General features: G+C 63.0%; 17 protein-coding genes and 1 riboswitch. Of the genes, 3 read left to right on the top strand and 14 right to left on the bottom strand.

The window, feature by feature from the left end; all coding sequences use genetic code 11:
* Window positions 1–2: 2 nt before the first annotated feature.
* From cobC to cobO, 9 genes are read right to left on the bottom strand one after another with little or no spacing between them, the layout of a single operon-like run.
* A complete protein-coding gene (gene cobC / locus K1567_RS24570; RefSeq protein WP_034099572.1) occupies window positions 3–578 on the bottom strand; it encodes an alpha-ribazole phosphatase family protein in 576 nt (191 codons plus the stop codon).
* Window positions 575–1630, bottom strand: a complete 1056-nt coding sequence (gene cobT, locus K1567_RS24565) for a nicotinate-nucleotide--dimethylbenzimidazole phosphoribosyltransferase (protein WP_169868042.1) — start codon at window positions 1628–1630, stop codon at window positions 575–577. Before cobT ends, cobC begins: the two co-directional genes overlap by 4 nt.
* Complete coding sequence (gene cobU, locus K1567_RS24560) at window positions 1627–2148, bottom strand: bifunctional adenosylcobinamide kinase/adenosylcobinamide-phosphate guanylyltransferase (protein ID WP_047881309.1); 522 nt, start codon at window positions 2146–2148, stop codon at window positions 1627–1629. The genes cobT and cobU overlap by 4 nt, the downstream gene beginning before the upstream one ends.
* On the bottom strand, window positions 2136–3602 hold the full coding sequence (locus K1567_RS24555; protein ID WP_047881308.1) for a cobyric acid synthase: 1467 nt from the start codon (window positions 3600–3602) through the stop codon (window positions 2136–2138). The genes cobU and K1567_RS24555 overlap by 13 nt, the downstream gene beginning before the upstream one ends.
* Window positions 3599–4588 carry a threonine-phosphate decarboxylase CobD gene (gene cobD / locus K1567_RS24550; RefSeq protein WP_099311980.1) on the bottom strand — a complete coding sequence of 330 codons (990 nt, stop codon included), beginning with the start codon at window positions 4586–4588 and terminating at the stop codon, window positions 3599–3601. Before cobD ends, K1567_RS24555 begins: the two co-directional genes overlap by 4 nt.
* Window positions 4581–5489, bottom strand: coding sequence for an adenosylcobinamide-phosphate synthase CbiB (gene cbiB / locus K1567_RS24545; RefSeq protein WP_094064960.1), 909 nt, complete (start codon window positions 5487–5489; stop codon window positions 4581–4583). Before cbiB ends, cobD begins: the two co-directional genes overlap by 8 nt.
* A complete protein-coding gene (bluB, locus tag K1567_RS24540) occupies window positions 5486–6136 on the bottom strand; it encodes a 5,6-dimethylbenzimidazole synthase (protein ID WP_034099583.1) in 651 nt (216 codons plus the stop codon). The genes cbiB and bluB overlap by 4 nt, the downstream gene beginning before the upstream one ends.
* Window positions 6133–7482, bottom strand: a complete 1350-nt coding sequence (locus K1567_RS24535) for a cobyrinate a,c-diamide synthase (RefSeq protein ID WP_034099585.1) — start codon at window positions 7480–7482, stop codon at window positions 6133–6135. Before K1567_RS24535 ends, bluB begins: the two co-directional genes overlap by 4 nt.
* Window positions 7479–8090 carry a cob(I)yrinic acid a,c-diamide adenosyltransferase gene (gene cobO, locus K1567_RS24530; protein ID WP_169868043.1) on the bottom strand — a complete coding sequence of 204 codons (612 nt, stop codon included), beginning with the start codon at window positions 8088–8090 and terminating at the stop codon, window positions 7479–7481. Before cobO ends, K1567_RS24535 begins: the two co-directional genes overlap by 4 nt.
* Window positions 8091–8168: 78 nt before the next feature.
* Window positions 8169–8422, bottom strand: a riboswitch (cobalamin riboswitch).
* Between the two features lie 99 nt (window positions 8423–8521).
* On the opposite strand from cobO, the gene K1567_RS24525 reads away from it, so the two are divergent.
* Window positions 8522–9835, top strand: coding sequence for a sorbosone dehydrogenase family protein (locus tag K1567_RS24525; RefSeq protein WP_034099588.1), 1314 nt, complete (start codon window positions 8522–8524; stop codon window positions 9833–9835).
* A gap of 47 nt (window positions 9836–9882) precedes the next feature.
* On the opposite strand, the gene K1567_RS24520 is transcribed toward K1567_RS24525, so the two are convergent.
* The 5 genes from K1567_RS24520 to K1567_RS24500 form a co-directional block, all read right to left on the bottom strand.
* A complete protein-coding gene (locus tag K1567_RS24520) occupies window positions 9883–10422 on the bottom strand; it encodes a C40 family peptidase (protein ID WP_034099589.1) in 540 nt (179 codons plus the stop codon).
* 144 nt (window positions 10423–10566) lie between these two features.
* Complete coding sequence (locus K1567_RS24515) at window positions 10567–11196, bottom strand: C40 family peptidase (RefSeq protein ID WP_034099590.1); 630 nt, start codon at window positions 11194–11196, stop codon at window positions 10567–10569.
* 209 nt (window positions 11197–11405) lie between these two features.
* Window positions 11406–12110: a DnaA regulatory inactivator Hda gene (gene hda / locus K1567_RS24510; protein WP_034099591.1), complete on the bottom strand. Its 705-nt coding sequence runs from the start codon at window positions 12108–12110 to the stop codon at window positions 11406–11408.
* 204 nt (window positions 12111–12314) lie between these two features.
* A complete protein-coding gene (locus tag K1567_RS24505; protein ID WP_034099592.1) occupies window positions 12315–13388 on the bottom strand; it encodes an AI-2E family transporter in 1074 nt (357 codons plus the stop codon).
* Window positions 13389–13432: 44 nt separating this feature from the next.
* On the bottom strand, window positions 13433–14464 hold the full coding sequence (locus tag K1567_RS24500) for a DUF2066 domain-containing protein (RefSeq protein ID WP_220698948.1): 1032 nt from the start codon (window positions 14462–14464) through the stop codon (window positions 13433–13435).
* A 357-nt stretch (window positions 14465–14821) separates the two neighbouring features.
* On the opposite strand from K1567_RS24500, the gene purM reads away from it, so the two are divergent.
* Window positions 14822–15880: a phosphoribosylformylglycinamidine cyclo-ligase gene (purM, locus tag K1567_RS24495; RefSeq protein ID WP_034099596.1), complete on the top strand. Its 1059-nt coding sequence runs from the start codon at window positions 14822–14824 to the stop codon at window positions 15878–15880.
* Window positions 15880–16530: a phosphoribosylglycinamide formyltransferase gene (gene purN / locus K1567_RS24490; RefSeq protein WP_220698947.1), complete on the top strand. Its 651-nt coding sequence runs from the start codon at window positions 15880–15882 to the stop codon at window positions 16528–16530. The genes purM and purN overlap by 1 nt, the downstream gene beginning before the upstream one ends.
* Window positions 16531–16537 lie beyond the last annotated feature (7 nt).

Here is a 16537-nt window from a genome sequence, read left to right as displayed (position 1 = left end):
CGTCAGCTTCCTTCCCACAACGCGCCATCGGCGGCGACACGCAGGCTGAACAACCCACCGTGGCCGACTTCGACATTCAATAAGTGCTCACGAGGCAGCCCCCTCGCGCGGGCCAGCAACAGACGCATCACCCCGCCATGACTGATCAACAGGACACGCTCACCGGCATACGCCTGATGCAAACGTGCGACAGCACCCAGAACCCGCTGGGAAAAATCTTCAACCGGCTCGCCCTCGGGCGGCGTGAACCGGTAGGGATCGGCCCAGAAGCGCCCCAACCCCTCGGCATCGGTTTGCATCAGCGCCGCTGCGCTCTGCCCTTCCCACGCGCCGAAGTGCAATTCCTGCAAATCTTTTTCCAGACTCACCGGCACGTTGAGCTGGGCGCCCAGTTCATCGGCAAACCGCGCGCAGCGTTGCAGGGGCGAACTGATCAGCCGGTCCCACGGGCCTTGTTGCGCCACGGCGGCGCGCATCTGCGCCCAACCGTTGGCGGTAAGCGCGTCGTCCAGGCTGCCGCGCAGGCCGCCGCCCAGCTCGGTTTCACCGTGGCGCAGCAGGTCCAGGTGCAAGGTCATGCCGGGCGATCCGCCACGGCAGCTTCGGCGAAGGTCGCCATCTGCCCGTGCAGCGCACAGGCCAAGCGCAGCAACGGCACCGCCAGCGCCGCGCCGCTGCCTTCGCCCAGGCGCAGGCCCATGTCCAGCAACGGTTGCGCATCCAGGTGTTGCAGCACATGACGGTGGCCCGGCTCGGCGCCGCGATGGCCAAACAGCAGCCACGGGCGACAGGCCGCATTCAAACGCGTGGCCACCAGTGCGGCGACGCTGCAGATAAACCCGTCCACCAGCACCACGATGCCGGCCTGGGCGCAGGCGAGGTAGGCGCCCACCAACGCGGCGATTTCAAAGCCGCCCAGGTTGAACAGCGTCTGCAACACATCGCCGCGCTGGGCAGCATGCCGTGCCAATGCACGCTCAATCACTGCCACCTTGTGACTAACACCCTGGGCATTCAAGCCGGTGCCCGGACCGGTGAGGTCGCTGACTCGGCAATCGAGCAAGGCACAGGCCAGCGCGCTCGCCGCCGTGGTGTTGCCGATGCCCATTTCGCCGCCGATAAACAGCTGCGTGCCATGTTCCAATGCGCGCTGTGCGCTGTCACGTCCGGCCTGCAACGCCAACCGCCCCTGAGCGACGCTCATCGCCGGGCTGTCGACGAAATTGGCCGTACCCGCGCCGATATTCAGGTGACGCACACCCGGCAGGTCCAGGGACGGTGTCACCGTGCCCAGGTCGACCACTTCCAGACACGCCTCCAATTGCCGCGCCAGCACGCTGATGGCGGCCCCGCCACTGACAAAGTTGTGCAGCATCTGCCCGGTCACCGCCTGGGGAAACGCCGACACCCCTTCGGCCACCACGCCGTGATCGCCGGCAAAGATCGCGATCCACAGCTGATCCACCGCAGGCTTGACCCGCCCCTGCAAGCCGGCCAGTTGCACCGCCAACGCTTCCAGCTGGCCGAGGGAGCCAGCGGGTTTGGTCAATTGCTGCTGGCGTGCCAAGGCGTTTTCGTACGCCTCGATATCGACAGGCTTACAGGGGTTGAGCCACCAGGTGTCAGTCATAACGCAGTACCTTTCAATGTCAGGGGCAGTCCGGCGACCGTCAGCACCACGCGCTGACACCGCTCGGCCAAGGCTTGATGCAGCCAACCGGCTTCATCCACATAGCGGCGAGTCAATTCGCCCAGCGGCACGACACCCAGACCGGTCTCGTTGCTGACAAAAATAATCTCCCCCGGCAGCGTGGCCAGGGTCTCCAGCAAGTGGTCGCGCTCCAGCGCCAGGCGCTGCGGATCTTCGAGCATCAGCAGGTTGGTCAGCCACAGGGTCAGACAATCCACCAGCAGGCAGCGGTCGGCGGCGGCGTGTTCACGCAGCACCCGCGCCAGCTCGATCGGTTCTTCGATCAAACCCCAGTGCGCCGGACGACGCTGGCGATGCAAGGCCACCCGTGCGTTCATCTCGCCGTCCTGGGGTTGGCTGGTGGCGACATAAATGACCGGCAACGCCGTGTCGACCGCAAGTGTTTCCGCCAGTCGACTCTTGCCGGAGCGGGCGCCGCCGAGGATCAGTTGGTGCATGGGGCCACTCCACACAGGCTGCGCAATAAATCGGTATCCAAATGCTGCTCCACCAGATCCGCCAAACGCTCGATATCGCGCTCGCGCAGGGCGTGATAATCCACCTCCTGCACATTCGCCAGCCCCGCCCAGCGCAGCAGCGCGCTACATGCGGCCGGCGTTTCGAACAGGCCGTGCAGGTAGGTGCCGAGGATCTGCCCGTCGGCACTGCGCGCGCCGTCATGGCGGCCGTCGTCCAGGCGCACGGCTGGGCTCGCCAGAGCCCGGCCGGACGTTACCCCCGCATGGATTTCATAACCGCTGACCTCGACGTCTTCCAGCAGCAAACGGCCGCGCACATTGCGCAATTGCTTCTCTTCTTCCAGGGTCGTGCTGAAGGCCAGCAGCCCCAGGCCATCGCTGGAACCGGAAGGTCCTTCCAGACCCAGGGGGTCGTGCACCTGCTCACCGAGCATCTGCAGGCCGCCGCAAATACCCAGCACCTTGCCGCCGTAGCGCAAGTGCCGCGCCACGGCACTGTCCCAGCCATTGCCGCGCAGGTAGGCGAGGTCGCTGCGCACGCTTTTAGAGCCCGGCAGGATAATCAGGTCGGCGGCCGGGATCGCTTGGCCCGGGCCGATAAATTGCAAGTCCACCTGGGGGTGCAGGCGCAACGGGTCGAAATCCGTATGGTTGCTGATGCGCGGCAGCACCGGCACCACCACCTTGAGGACCTGGGCGGCTTTGTCGATCTGGCGCCGGTCGATGCCGTCCTCGGCCTCCAGGTGCAAATCCATCACATAGGGCAGAACCCCCACCACCGGCTTGCCTGTGCGCGCCTCCAGCCAATCCAGGCCTGGCTGCAACAGCGCAATATCGCCGCGAAAGCGGTTGATGATGAAGCCCTTGACCCGCGCCTGCTCGCTGGGCGAGAGCAATTCCAGAGTGCCCACCAAGTGAGCGAACACACCGCCGCGATTGATATCGGCGATCAGCAACACTGGGCAGTCCACCGCTTCGGCGAAGCCCATGTTGGCGATGTCGTTGGCGCGCAAGTTGATCTCCGCCGGGGAGCCCGCCCCTTCGACCATGACCACTGGGTAGGCCGCGCTCAGTCGCGCATGGGAGGCCAGCACGGCCTGCATGGCGATGGCTTTGTAATCGTGATAGGCCACGGCGTTCATGCTGGTCACGGCGCGGCCATGGATGATCACCTGGGAGCCGGTGTCACTGTTGGGTTTGAGCAGCACCGGGTTCATGTCGGTGTGGGGCGCCAGCCGCGCGGCCTGGGCCTGCACGGCCTGGGCGCGGCCGATCTCGCCGCCTTCGGCGGTCACGGCGCTGTTGAGCGCCATGTTCTGCGGTTTGAACGGTGCAACGGCAACGCCCTGACGAATCAGCCAACGGCACAGCGCGGTTACCAGAGTACTTTTGCCGGCGTCGGAGGTGGTGCCTTGCACCATCAGCGTACTCATGTGGCGTCCTTATAGGCGACCAGGGCTTCGTCGAGGCGCAGCCAATCGGCCTCGGTGTCCGGCAGGCCGAAGCGCAGGCTGCTGTTGTGGACGAACAAGCGCAGCAGGATGCCGCGCTGGGCCATGAACTCATGCATGCGTTCGGCATGCGGCGTGATCAGCCATTGGAACAGCGCGCAGCCGCCTTGCGGCTGGAACCCCCGCTGTTCAAGCAACGCATACAAACGCGCACCGGCCTCCAGGCAACGCGCACGCTGGCGTGCCTGCCCTTCGGCATCGCGCAGGCAGACTTGGCCCAACACCCGCGTCGGCCCGCTGACTGCCCATGGCCCGACCTGATCGGCGAGCAGCTTGAGCAACTTACGGTCGGCCAGGACAAAGCCCAAGCGCACTCCAGCCAGGCCGAAAAACTTGCCGAACGAACGCAATACGATCAAGCCGACGAGATGGGCCTGACCCGCCAGGCTCAAATGCGGCGTGACATCCATAAAGGCTTCGTCCACCACCAGCCAGCCGCCCCGCTGGGCCAGGCGCGCGTGCCAGTCCAATAAGCGTTGGGGGCTCAAGCTCAGACCGGTCGGGTTGTTGGGGTTGACCACCACCAGCACGTCGAGGCCGTCGAGGTAAAAGTCCACTTCCTGCTCCTGGACCTCGCGCACCACGTAACCGGCGCGGCGCCAGGCTTCGGCATGTTCGGCGTAGCACGGCGACACCACGCCGACCTTGCCGGCGCGGCGCAGGCGCGGCAGCAACTGGATCGCGGCCTGGGAGCCGGGCACCGGCAACAAGTGGGGCGCGCCGTAATACTCGCTGGCGGCCTGCTCCAGGCCGTCGTCGGTTTCCGGCAGGCGTGCCCAGGCCCGCAGCGGGATTTCGGGGATCGGCCAAGGCCAGGGCGCGAGGCCGCTGGACAGGTCCAGCCAATTGGCTTCGGCGATCCCATATTGAATGGATGCCTTACGCAGTCGCCCGCCATGTTCAAGCATAGAATTGCGCCCCCGCGCACAGGATCAGCAGCCACAACCATACGCCGCGCTGCACCAGTTGCCAGCCCCGCTCGATGGCATCCGCATCCGCCGCCGGGCCTTCGCCCAGTGGCGGACGTTGGTGCAGTTCACCGTGATAGATCGCTGCACCGCCCAACTCAACGCCCAAGGCGCCGGCACCGGACGCCATGACCGGGCCGGCGTTGGGGCTGTCCCAAGTCGGGCCCTGGGTGCGCCAGCATTTGAGGGCCAGGCCGGTTTTGCCGAGTACGGCGTAGGTCAACGCCACCAGACGCGCGGGAATGTAGTTGAGTACATCGTCGATTTTTGCCGCCGCCCAGCCGAACCGTTCGAAGCGTTCGTTGCGATAACCCCACATGGCGTCCAGGGTATTGCTGAGGCGGTACAGCACCACACCGGGCACACCGGCGATCACAAACCAGAACAGCGCGGCAAACACCGCGTCGCTGCCGTTTTCCAGGACCGACTCGGTGGCGGCGCGGGCGACTTCGGTGCGGTCCAATTCGCTGGTCTGGCGGCTTACCAGATAACTCACGCGTTTGCGCGCCTCATCAAGGTCATCCCCGCGCAACGCCTGGGCCACCGGCAACACATGCTCGCCGAGGCTGCGCATACCGAGGGCGCAGTACAGCGCGAGAATCTCCAGCACCCAACCGATATAGGGCGCCCACGATAAAGCGGTGGCCAGCAGCGTCAGCGGCACCACCGCGATAAACCAGGCGGTGACGCCATGGCTGCGCCAGCCGCGCCCGCCGCTGTTGAAACGCTGCTCGATGCGCCCGGCGAAATTGCCGAACGCCACCAGCGGATGCCAACGCTTGGGCTCGCCCAGCAGCGCATCCAGCGCCACGGCGGCGACACACAGCAAGGCCACACTCATCGACTCACTCCCCACACATTTTCATACAGCATGTCACTCAGCGGCCGAGGTTCGGCCCAGCCTTCGAGTTGCAACATCGGTGCCGGGTAAAACTCGGCCACCGGGCCCAGGCATAACACCGCCAGCGGCTTGGCACCGGCAGGCAGCCCCAACAAATCGGCCAGGGCCTGGGGTTCGAACAACGAGACCCAGCCCATGCCCAGCCCCTCGACGCGGGCGGCCAGCCACAGGTTCTGGATCGCACAGGACAGCGACGCCATGTCCATCTCCGGCAACGTACGGCGCCCGAAAATATGCCGCTCGCGATCGTCCATCAGCGCCGCCACCAGGACTTCGGCGCAGTCGTTAATACCTTCGACCTTAAGTTTCATAAACTCGTCAGAGCGCTCGCCCAGCGCCTCAGCGGTGCGCACTCGCTCCTCTTCCACCAGTTGTTGAATCTGCCCACGCAATACGCGGTCGCTGATGCGGATAAAGCGCCACGGCTGCATCAGGCCGACACTCGGCGCCTGATGCGCAGCCTGGAGCAGGCGCTGCAACACCTCGCAAGCGACGCTGCCGCCGCTGAAGTGGCGCATATCGCGGCGTTCGGCGATGGCGCGGTAGACGGCGTCGCGGTCGGCCTGGGGGAAAGCGTTGTCGGTCATGGCCCTATCGGGGGCAAGCCCCCTCCCACAGTGGAGGGGGTTTCAGCTCGGTCCGGGGCGAACAAAGCGGCGACCGCCGTCGGATTCGACGGGAAATAAAAGTGTACGTAGGAGGCGGTCATCCGCCCCTGTCGGAAGACTGCCTCGGCACCGCGCCCACCGTTAGGGCTCTGGCCGCGGGCAATCGGCTGCCACTCGGTACTGGTCAGGGAATGATGGTAGGTATGGCCACGCAGTACGCCTTCGGGCAATTCGACGCTTTGCAGGGCCAGGGCGGCGAGTTTCTTCTGCATCACCGCATCGCCCTGCAACAGGCCCACCAGTTCGGCACGGTTGCCGTCGACATCGGTGAGCGAGTCCAGCAGGTAGAGCATGCCGCCGCACTCGGCGAGCATCGGTTTGCCGGCCGCGTGATGGGCGCGGATGGCGGCCAGCATCGTAGTGTTTTGCGCCAGGGCCTGGTGATGCAGCTCCGGATAGCCGCCGGGCAAGTAGAGGCTGTCGACGTCGGGCAGTTCGCGGTCGTGGATCGGTGAGAAGAAGTGCAACTCGGCGCCCATAGCCCGTAGGAGGTCGAGGCTGGCGCCGTAGGTAAACGCGAAGGCTTCGTCGCGGGCCACCGCGATGCGCACACCGGCCAGCAGCGGTTCGGCTTCGACGATCCTCGGCGCGGCGAAAGTGACCGGCGGCGGCACCGCCACTTCGCAACTACTGCCCAAGGCTTGGGCGGCGGCGTCCAGGCGCAGGTCGAGGTCATTCAGCTCACTGGCCTGCACCAGGCCCAGGTGGCGGCTGGGCAACTCGATCCCGGTTTCGCGGGACAGCGCGCCATACCAGCGCAGGCCCTCGGTGAGGCTGCCTTCGAGCAGTTGCGCATGACGCAGCGTACCGACGCGGTTGGCCAGCACCCCGGCGAACGGCAGGTCCGGCTGGTAACGCGCCAGGCCCAAGGCCAGGGCACCGAAGGTTTGGGCCATGGCGGTGCCGTCGATAACGCCCAGCACCGGCACGCCGAAATGCCGCGCCAGGTCGGCGCTGGAAGGCGTGCCGTCGAACAGGCCCATTACGCCTTCGATCAGAATAAGATCGGCCTCGCCGGCGGCCTCCCACAATAGACGGCGACTTTCCTGCTCGCCCACCATCCACATGTCCAGTTGATACACCGGCGCACCGCTGGCGCGCTCGTGGATCATCGGGTCCAGAAAGTCCGGGCCGCATTTGAACACCCGCACCTTGCGCCCCAGGTTGCGATGCAAGCGGGCCAGCGCGGCGGTGACGGTGGTTTTGCCCTGGCCGGACGCCGGTGCGGCGATCAGGACGGCCGGGCAATGACGAGGCTGATTCAAAGTTCGACGCCTTTCTGTGCCTTGATACCGGCCTGGAAAGCGTGCTTGAGCATGCCCATTTCGGTGACGGTGTCGCCCATCTCGATCATTTCGGGCTTGGCGCCACGGCCGGTGACCACCACATGCTGCATCGGAGGGCGAGCTTGCAGGTCGCTTAGCACTTGATCCAGATCGAGGTAGCCGTGCTTGAGGGCGATATTCAGTTCGTCCAGCACCACCAAGCCGATAGTCGGGTCTTGCAGCATCGCGCGGGACACAGCCCAGGCGGCTTCGGCGGCGGCGATGTCGCGTTTGCGGTCCTGGGTTTCCCAGGTGAAGCCTTCGCCCATGACATGAAAGCGCACTTGTTCGGGGAAGCGCCGGAAGAACAGCTCTTCGCCGGTGCTGTGGCGACCCTTGATGAACTGCACCACACCGCACTGCATCCCGTGGCCCATGGCCCGGGCCAGCATGCCGAAGGCCGAGCTGCTCTTGCCTTTGCCGTTGCCGGTCAGCACCAGCAGCAAACCGCACTCATTGGGGGAATTGGCGATGCGCTCGTCGATCACGGCTTTTTTGCGCAGCATGCGCGCCAGGTGGCGTTCGTCGCGGTCGGGGGAATCGGTCATGGCAGCTCTCCGTTGGGGCTGGACAAAAACGGCGGGCAGGAAAAAACACAATCAGACAGCCAAGCATCGCCCACCGTGATGCTGTTGAATGATCCAGGCCGGTCTCCGGGCTCATAAGTGGCCCGCTCCCGGCGAACCAGGAACAGACCGACGCTGCGCCTTCCCGTATCGCTGGGATACAGTGGCCAAAGGCAGCGTCTTGACTCATTTACCGTTGCGGGGGCAGCGCCGGGATCGCGGCCACACTGTGTACAAGTGCGCTCACTCACCGGCTTCCCTGTTTCACTCCGTCGACCCGTGGGTCACAGAGCACCTGAAACAAGCCGCGAAGGTTAGTGGGTTGGGGGTGGAGCGTCAATTAAAGCCGGCCTTGTTCTTGAACCATCGCACCCGCGCCCTCCTCTATCCCTACAGGTATCAAGGAGAACACCATGCATAAAACCAGACTCGCCTTACTGATCATGCTCGCCGGCAGCCTCACCGCCTGCGGTGAAAGCTCCACTTTGCAGATCAGCGACGGCACGGGGCCATCGCCGCGCTTACCGCAACCGAACAAGACCCTGATCCCCACCGTCAACATCGCCCCGGCCATCGGCTGGCCCGACGGCGCCAAGCCCACGGCAGCACCAGGCTTGCAGGTGAGCGCTTTTGCCGAAGGCCTGGATCACCCGCGCTGGCTGTACGTTTTACCCAATGGCGACGTGCTGGTGGCGGAAACCAACGCGCCGCCCAAGCCGGATGACGCCAAAGGCATTCGTGGTTGGGTAATGGAAAAGGTCATGGACCGCGCTGGCGCCGGCGTACCCAGCCCGAACCGCATCACCCTGTTGCGCGATGCCGACCACGACGGTGTGGCGGAAACCCGCACGGTGTTCCTGGAAAATCTCAACTCGCCGTTCGGTATGACACTGGTGGGCAACGACCTCTATGTCGCCGATTCGGACAAACTGCTGCGCTTTGCCTATCAACCGGGCGCCACTGCAATCAAGACCGCAGGCACCACGGTGGTCGAGCTGCCGGGCGGACCGCTGAACCACCACTGGACCAAAAACGTGATCGCCAGCCCGGACGGCAGCAAGCTGTACGTGAGCGTCGGCTCCAACAGCAACGTCGGTGAAAATGGCCTGGAGGCCGAACAAGGCCGCGCTGCGATCTGGGAAGTGGACCGCGCCAGCGGCCAGCACCGCATCTTCGCCTCAGGCTTGCGCAACCCCAACGGTATGGCCTGGGAACCCCAGAGCGGCAAACTGTGGACCGCAGTGAACGAACGCGACGAGATCGGCAGCGATTTGGTGCCGGATTACATCACGTCGGTCAAAGACGGCGCTTTCTACGGGTGGCCCTTCAGCTACTACGGCCAGCACGTGGATGAACGCGTCACGCCACAGAATCCGGACTTGGTGGCCAAAGCCATTGCCCCGGACTATGCAGTGGGGCCACATACCGCTTCACTGGGCCTGACGTTTGCGCAAGGGAGCAAATTGCCACCCGCCTTCAGCAACGGCGCGTTTATCGGCCAGCACGGCTCGTGGAACCGCAAGCCACACAGTGGCTACAAAGTGATCTTCGTACCGTTCGAGGGTGGCCAGCCGAAAGGGCAACCTGTGGATGTACTTACCGGATTCCTCGATCAAGATGAAAAAGCCATGGGCCGGCCGGTGGGCGTGGTGATTGATCAGCAAGGCGATTTGCTGGTGGCCGATGATGTGGGGAACAAGGTGTGGCGGGTGTCGGCCGCTAAATAAACACCGCAAAAACCATGTGGGAGGGAACTGCTCCCTCCCACATTGGATTAAGGATTGCGTGCCAAATGCTCAGCCGGCAACACGCGTTTGGCGCTCAGGTAGGCATTCTGCCAATAGGCTTTGGATAAGGTGTCCAGTTTCACCGTACCGCCGGTTTGCGGTGCGTGTACGAAGCGGCCTTCACCCACATAGATACCGGCGTGACTGACTTGGGAGCCGCCGCCGGTGGCGAAGAACAGCAGGTCGCCGGTCTGCAGGTTCTGCTCGCTCACATCTTGGGCACGCATCACGATCAGCTCTCGGGTGGTGCGCGGCAACGAGATGCCGGCGGCATCGCGGAACACAAACCCGATCAGGCCACTGCAATCAAACCCAGAGTCCGGGGTGTTGCCGCCCCAGCGATAAGGCGTGCCGACCAGGCCGAGCGCGCGAAACAGCACATCTTCGGCGGCAGGCGAGAAACTTTGCGTGGAATAGTTGAACACCGGCTTGGGCTTGACCGCGACGGGCGCGGGCGGTGGCCGGCTGGCGCAGGCGCTGATAAGCGCGGCGCAGAGGATAAGAATCAGGCGGGCCGAGGTCGACATGTGCAGAACAATCCTGGTCTGGATGCGGCTTTCGCTGCCGAACGCTGAAAACCAGAACGCGCAAGCAAAGCTCGCGCGTACCGATTACAACAATGTCCAGGGATTCTAGCGCTTACACGTCAAACTTCAAGTATCACTTTAACTTTACTTGCTGGCGGTAACGGTAGTCGGAGCCATCGCCAAGGCACGCTTGGCTTCGATGAAGGTTTTGCTCCAGTAGCTGTCGCCCAGATTGTCGACTCGAACACCGCCGCTGCGACGGCTGCTGGAGTGGATAAACTGGTTATCGCCCAAATAGATACCGGCGTGGCTGACGCGCCCACGACCACTGGTACTGAAGAAAAGCAGATCGCCGGGCTTGAGGTTGTTGCGCGCGACCAGCGGTGCATTAACGTTGATCATTTCGCGCGTCGAACGCGGCAGGTTCATGCCGGCCTCTTCACGGAACAGATAACCGATAAAGCCGCTGCAATCGAAACCGGCTTCGGAGGTACCGCCGAAACGGTAACGGGTACCGATCAGGGACATGCCGCGCTCAAGAATGCTGTCGGCCAGAACTGGGAGTTGATAAGGCTTGCTGCCGGAAAAGTCGGCCAGCTCTTTTTCGGTCGCCACTTCTTCCTCATAAACAGTGGAAGATTGCGCCGCGACGAATTTTGCCTGGTTTTGAACCTGTGGTTTTTGCTGTTCTGCCACCTGTTGAGGGTGGGACGCGCAACCAAACAACAGGGTGACGAGTGCGAGAGGCACGAGGGGTGCGAAGCGATTTAGCATGGGCACGACCGTGGCTGATAGATTTAGAAGCCGCGACTATGCCCTCTATCACATCGATTTGCAAATTCAATCGTGCCTTTTGTGACTTCCCGATTCGACCCTGACATCTAAGCCGTAATTCCATTTATCGACAAAAATGCGTAGCTCGCCGGGCTCATACGCAGGTTTTCTGGCGCCTGAAAAGTGCCGAAACATTGAAAATCAAGGCGTTACCAGCCCAATGTCTCTTTGAGAAAAGGGATCGTCAATTTTCTTTGCGCCTGCAAGGAAGCTTGATCGAGCTGTTCAAGCAGATCGAACAATGCGCTCATGCTGCGAGTGCCACGGGTCAGGATGAAATGCCCGACCTCATCGGTGAGATGCAGGCCGCGCCGCGAGGCTCGTAACTGAAGGGCGCGCAATTTGTCCTCGTCGGACAAGGGGCGCATCTGGAAGATCAACGCCAGGGTCAGGCGCGATTTAAGGTCCGCCAGCTTGACCGGCAATTCCCGCGGCGAGGTGGAGGCCGCAATCAACAGGCGTCGGCCACTGTCACGCAGGCGGTTGAACAGATGGAACAGCGCTTCTTCCCAGTCAGCTTTGCCAGCTATGGCCTGCAGGTCGTCGAGGCAGACCAGCTCGTATTGCTCAAGGTGGTCGAAAATGCCGACGCCGCGATCCATCAACTCAGCCAACGGCAGGTACACCGCCGGTTCGCCCATCTGCTCGAAGCGCAGACACGCGGCCTGCAACAGGTGGGTACGCCCCACGCCATGCTTGCCCCACAGATAGATCAGGCTTTCAGTCCACCCGGCGTCGGCTTCGCAGAGCCGCTCGACATAGCCGAGTGCAGCGGCGTTGGCGCCTGGGTAGTAATTGATGAAGGTGGCGTCGTCACGCAGACGCACACCCAAGGGCAGCTGAATCGGTTTCATGCTGACTGAACGGCTCCCATCGAACCGTTAGTGGCCTCTGTGAAAAGTTTGCGAAGTTTATACCCGTGACGTCGGGCGCACAATGCAGCAGACCTCAAGCAAAATCAAAGGTTTGCGTTAACTTGTTGGTTTTACGCGAATTGTTTGACGCCACGCCTGAATAAACAACAAACCCGGCGTTGCGCCGGGCTTGTGACACTGCGATTACAGGTCGGGGTCTTCGACCCCTGTGTACACATCCGAATCCTTGTACAGATCATGCACATGGCGCACCAGCACCATGATCACCGCAGCCACCGGTAGGGCCAGCAGGATGCCGGTAAAACCGAACAACTCCCCGCCCGCCAGGATCGCAAAGATCACGGCCACCGGGTGCAGACCGATGCGATCCCCCACCAACAGCGGCGTGAGCACCATGCCTTCCAGCGCCTGGCCGACCATAAACACTGCAACGATACCCAGCATCGGGTAAAGATCGCCGCCGAACTGAAACAGACCCGCCACCAACGCCGCGCCGATCCCGATCACAAACCCCATGTACGGCACGATCGCAGCCAAACCTGCAATCAGCCCGATCAACAGGCCCAGCTCCAGGCCGATGGCCATCAACCCGGCGGCATAGATAACGCCCAAGGCCAGCATCACCAGCAACTGACCACGCACGAATGCGCCCAGCACTTCATGGCACTCTTCGGCCAGGGACACAATGCGCTCTTCGCGGTCACGCGGCAGCAGGCTGCGGATCTTGGCCATCATGATGTCCCAGTCGCGCAGCAGGTAAAACGCCACCACCGGGATCAGCACCAAGTTGGTCAACCAACCGATCAGCGCGAGCCCGGAAGCGGTGGCCTGGCTAAGCACCACACCGACGATATCGGTGGTCTGGCCCATGTGCTCACTGATGGCCGCCTTAACTTTGTCGAACTTCCAGAAGCCATCCGACAGCCCCAGCTTGGATTGAGCCCACGGCATCGCCGTGTGCTGCAGCCAGTCGAGCATTTGCGGCGCCAGCTCATACAATCGATACAGCTGCTTGACCAGCATCGGCACCAGCACCAGGACCAGGGCCGTGACGATCAAGGTGAACAGCGCGAACACCGTTACCACGCCCAAGGTTCGCGAAAGTCCGGCCTTTTCCAGACGATCCACCACGGGATCGAATAGGTAGGCCAACAGCAACGCGACAAGGAACGGCGTCAGGATCGAATGCAGCAAGAACACAAAAACGCACAGCAGGACAATCCCGCCAAGCCACACCCAACGACGCGTATCCGCCATAAACCACTCCATCTGTTTGCTTCTATCTATATAAGGAAGAACGTTTACCAGCGAAAACGCAGTTGCGCCTGGGGTTCGGGGGCAGCGGCCGGTGGCGTTCCGTCGGTCACCGGCTGGGCTTCAGCCGCTGGAACCTCCTGCAACTTGGCCAGGTTCAACTGGGTACGCAATTGCTCGGCGCTGCCGTTCACGCGATACACAATGCGGTCGCCATCGACCAGCAGCGGTTGACCGCCAAACGGCTCAAGCAGATGCCCAAGCGTTGCGTAGCGCTCCAGATTCATGCCCTGCACTTCCAGCAACTGCTCGGTGCTGACACCCGGCTTGACCGCAAAACGCGGCGCCAGCTTCTGGCTGACGGCCAACATCACCGCATCCGCCAGCGCTGCGGTGTCTGCGCCCTCGGCGGTGCCTTGATCAGCCTTGTCGCCCAACCACAGGCGCCATTTGGCCTGCCACTGATTACCTTCTTGACGCGCATGCACCGCCAGCAACGCATCGGCGCCGTAGCGTTCGGACGCAGCCCGCAGCGGCGTGGCATCGGCGCTCTCCAGGTTCGGCGCGGTGGCCACTACTTGCTCTTCCAGGTCGCCCAATGGCAGACGCAGCGGCAAGCCACGGTGTTGCGCCGCACGACGCAGCGCTTGGGCGGCGGACTGGCCGTCGCCCACCAGGCTGCTGCCCTCGGTGGAATCATTCAGCCACCAGCCCAGGATCGAGGGCCGATTACTGCCCCAGATAGACAACCCGGCGTCACGCAATGCGCGATCGGTGCTCACCGGGTCGAAATCCACTTGCAGGCTTTCCGGCGGGCCGGCGTCGTAGCCGAACTGGCTGATGATCTGCTGCGGATCTTTGCGTACCGCCGCCAGGCCCGGGCCTTCGGCGGCCTTGGCATCGCCAGTCAGGCGGATCACCAGGGTCTGCACCGCGCGCTGGGTTGCTTGGTCGCGCTCCTGGGGCGACTGGCTGCTGACCGGTTCAAGTACTTGATAAAGGCCGTTGAGGGTTTCGGCATGACTCGCCAGGCTGACCAACGACAAACAGCCCACAAAAAACACATTACACAGACGCATGAAAGATTCCCGAACGACAGATTTAGCGGCTGGAACAGACCGCGCGAACTCGGTTTCGCCTGGGCTGGGACCACGGCGACCGGTAAAACATTCACGGGGTCTCGGTAAGTTTTCGTACTGTCACAGTACTAGCGGGTTCAAGGCTATACCTTAATAGGCGCTGAAGCCGAGTCGATTAGCATTTTTTTAATCGCCTTTTTTAGCCGATATGGCCCTGCCCGTCGGCCCGAGGATGGCCGCTGCCCCTCAAGCCTGATAAAATCGCGCGCCTTCGCAGACCGTCAACGGCTGGGCCTCTTTACAAAAGCCCCCGCCCGCTCGGTCGTTACCCAGAAATCCCCCCTAAAGGCCTGGATCATGAGCAAGCAACCCTCCCTGAGCTACAAGGACGCCGGTGTAGACATCGACGCCGGTGAAGCATTGGTCGAACGCATCAAGAGCGTCGCCAAGCGCACTGCGCGCCCCGAAGTCATGGGCGGCCTGGGCGGTTTTGGCGCCCTCTGCGAGATCCCGGCCGGCTACAAGCAGCCAGTCCTGGTGTCCGGCACCGACGGCGTGGGCACCAAGCTGCGCCTGGCCCTGAACCTGAACAAGCACGACAGCATCGGCATCGACCTGGTGGCCATGTGCGTCAACGACCTGGTGGTATGTGGCGCCGAGCCGCTGTTCTTCCTCGACTACTACGCCACCGGCAAGCTGAACGTGGACACCGCCGCCCAAGTGGTCACCGGTATCGGCGCTGGCTGCGAACTGTCGGGTTGCTCCCTGGTAGGCGGCGAAACCGCTGAAATGCCTGGCATGTACGAAGGCGAAGACTACGACCTGGCCGGTTTCTGCGTCGGCGTTGTAGAAAAAGCCGAAATCATCGACGGCTCCAAAGTGGCCGCTGGTGACGCCCTGCTCGCCCTGCCATCCTCCGGTCCGCACTCCAACGGCTACTCGCTGATCCGCAAGATCATCGAAGTGTCGGGTGCCGACATCGAAAACACCCAGCTCGACGGCAAGCCACTGACCGACCTGCTGATGGCGCCGACCCGCATCTACGTCAAGCCGTTGCTCAAGCTGATCAAGGACACCGGCGCCGTGAAGGCCATGGCCCACATCACCGGTGGCGGCCTGCTGGACAACATCCCGCGCGTCCTGCCAAAAGGCGCTCAGGCTATTGTCGACGTCGCCAGCTGGCAGCGTCCTGCGGTGTTCGATTGGTTGCAGGAAAAAGGCAACGTCAACGAAACCGAAATGCACCGTGTGCTGAACTGCGGCGTGGGCATGGTCATCTGCGTAGCGCAGGAACATGTGGAAACCGCGCTGAACGTATTGCGCGAAGCCGGCGAGCAGCCTTGGGTCATCGGCCAGATCGCCACCGCTCCGGAAGGCGCGGCCCAGGTTGAACTGAAGAACCTTAAGGCGCACTGATGCCGGCAACCTGTGATGTCGTGGTGCTGCTCTCCGGCACCGGCAGTAACTTGCAGGCCCTGATCGACAGCACGCGCACCGGCGACAGCCCGGTGCGCATCGCTGCGGTGATCTCCAACCGTAGCGACGCCTATGGGCTGCAACGCGCCAGGGACGCGGGAATCGAAACCCGCGCCCTGGATCACAAGGCGTTCGACGGCCGCGAGGCTTTTGATCGCGCCCTGGTGGAACTGATCGACGCCTTCGATCCCAAGCTCGTGGTACTGGCCGGTTTCATGCGCATCCTCAGCGCTGACTTCGTGCGCCATTACGCCGGGCGCCTGCTGAATATCCACCCTTCCCTGCTGCCCAAATACAAGGGCATGCACACGCACCAACGTGCCATTGATGCCGGTGACCGCGAGCATGGCTGCAGCGTGCACTTCGTCACCGAGGAACTCGATGGCGGGCCTCTGGTCGTACAGGCAGTGGTTCCGGTAGAGTCGGATGACTCGGCGCAGACGCTTGCGCAACGGGTTCACACCCAGGAACACAGGATTTACCCGCTGGCGGTTCGCTGGTTTGCCGAGGGGCGGTTGATTCTCGGTGACCAGGGTGCATTATTGGACGGCCAGTTACTCGCGGCCAGCGGCCACTTGATTCGAACCTAGGAGATTT

The organism is Pseudomonas sp. S5F11 (assembly GCF_019641515.1).
Lineage (GTDB): Bacteria > Pseudomonadota > Gammaproteobacteria > Pseudomonadales > Pseudomonadaceae > Aquipseudomonas > Aquipseudomonas rhodesiae.
This window is presented reverse-complemented; position numbering and strand designations above follow the sequence as displayed.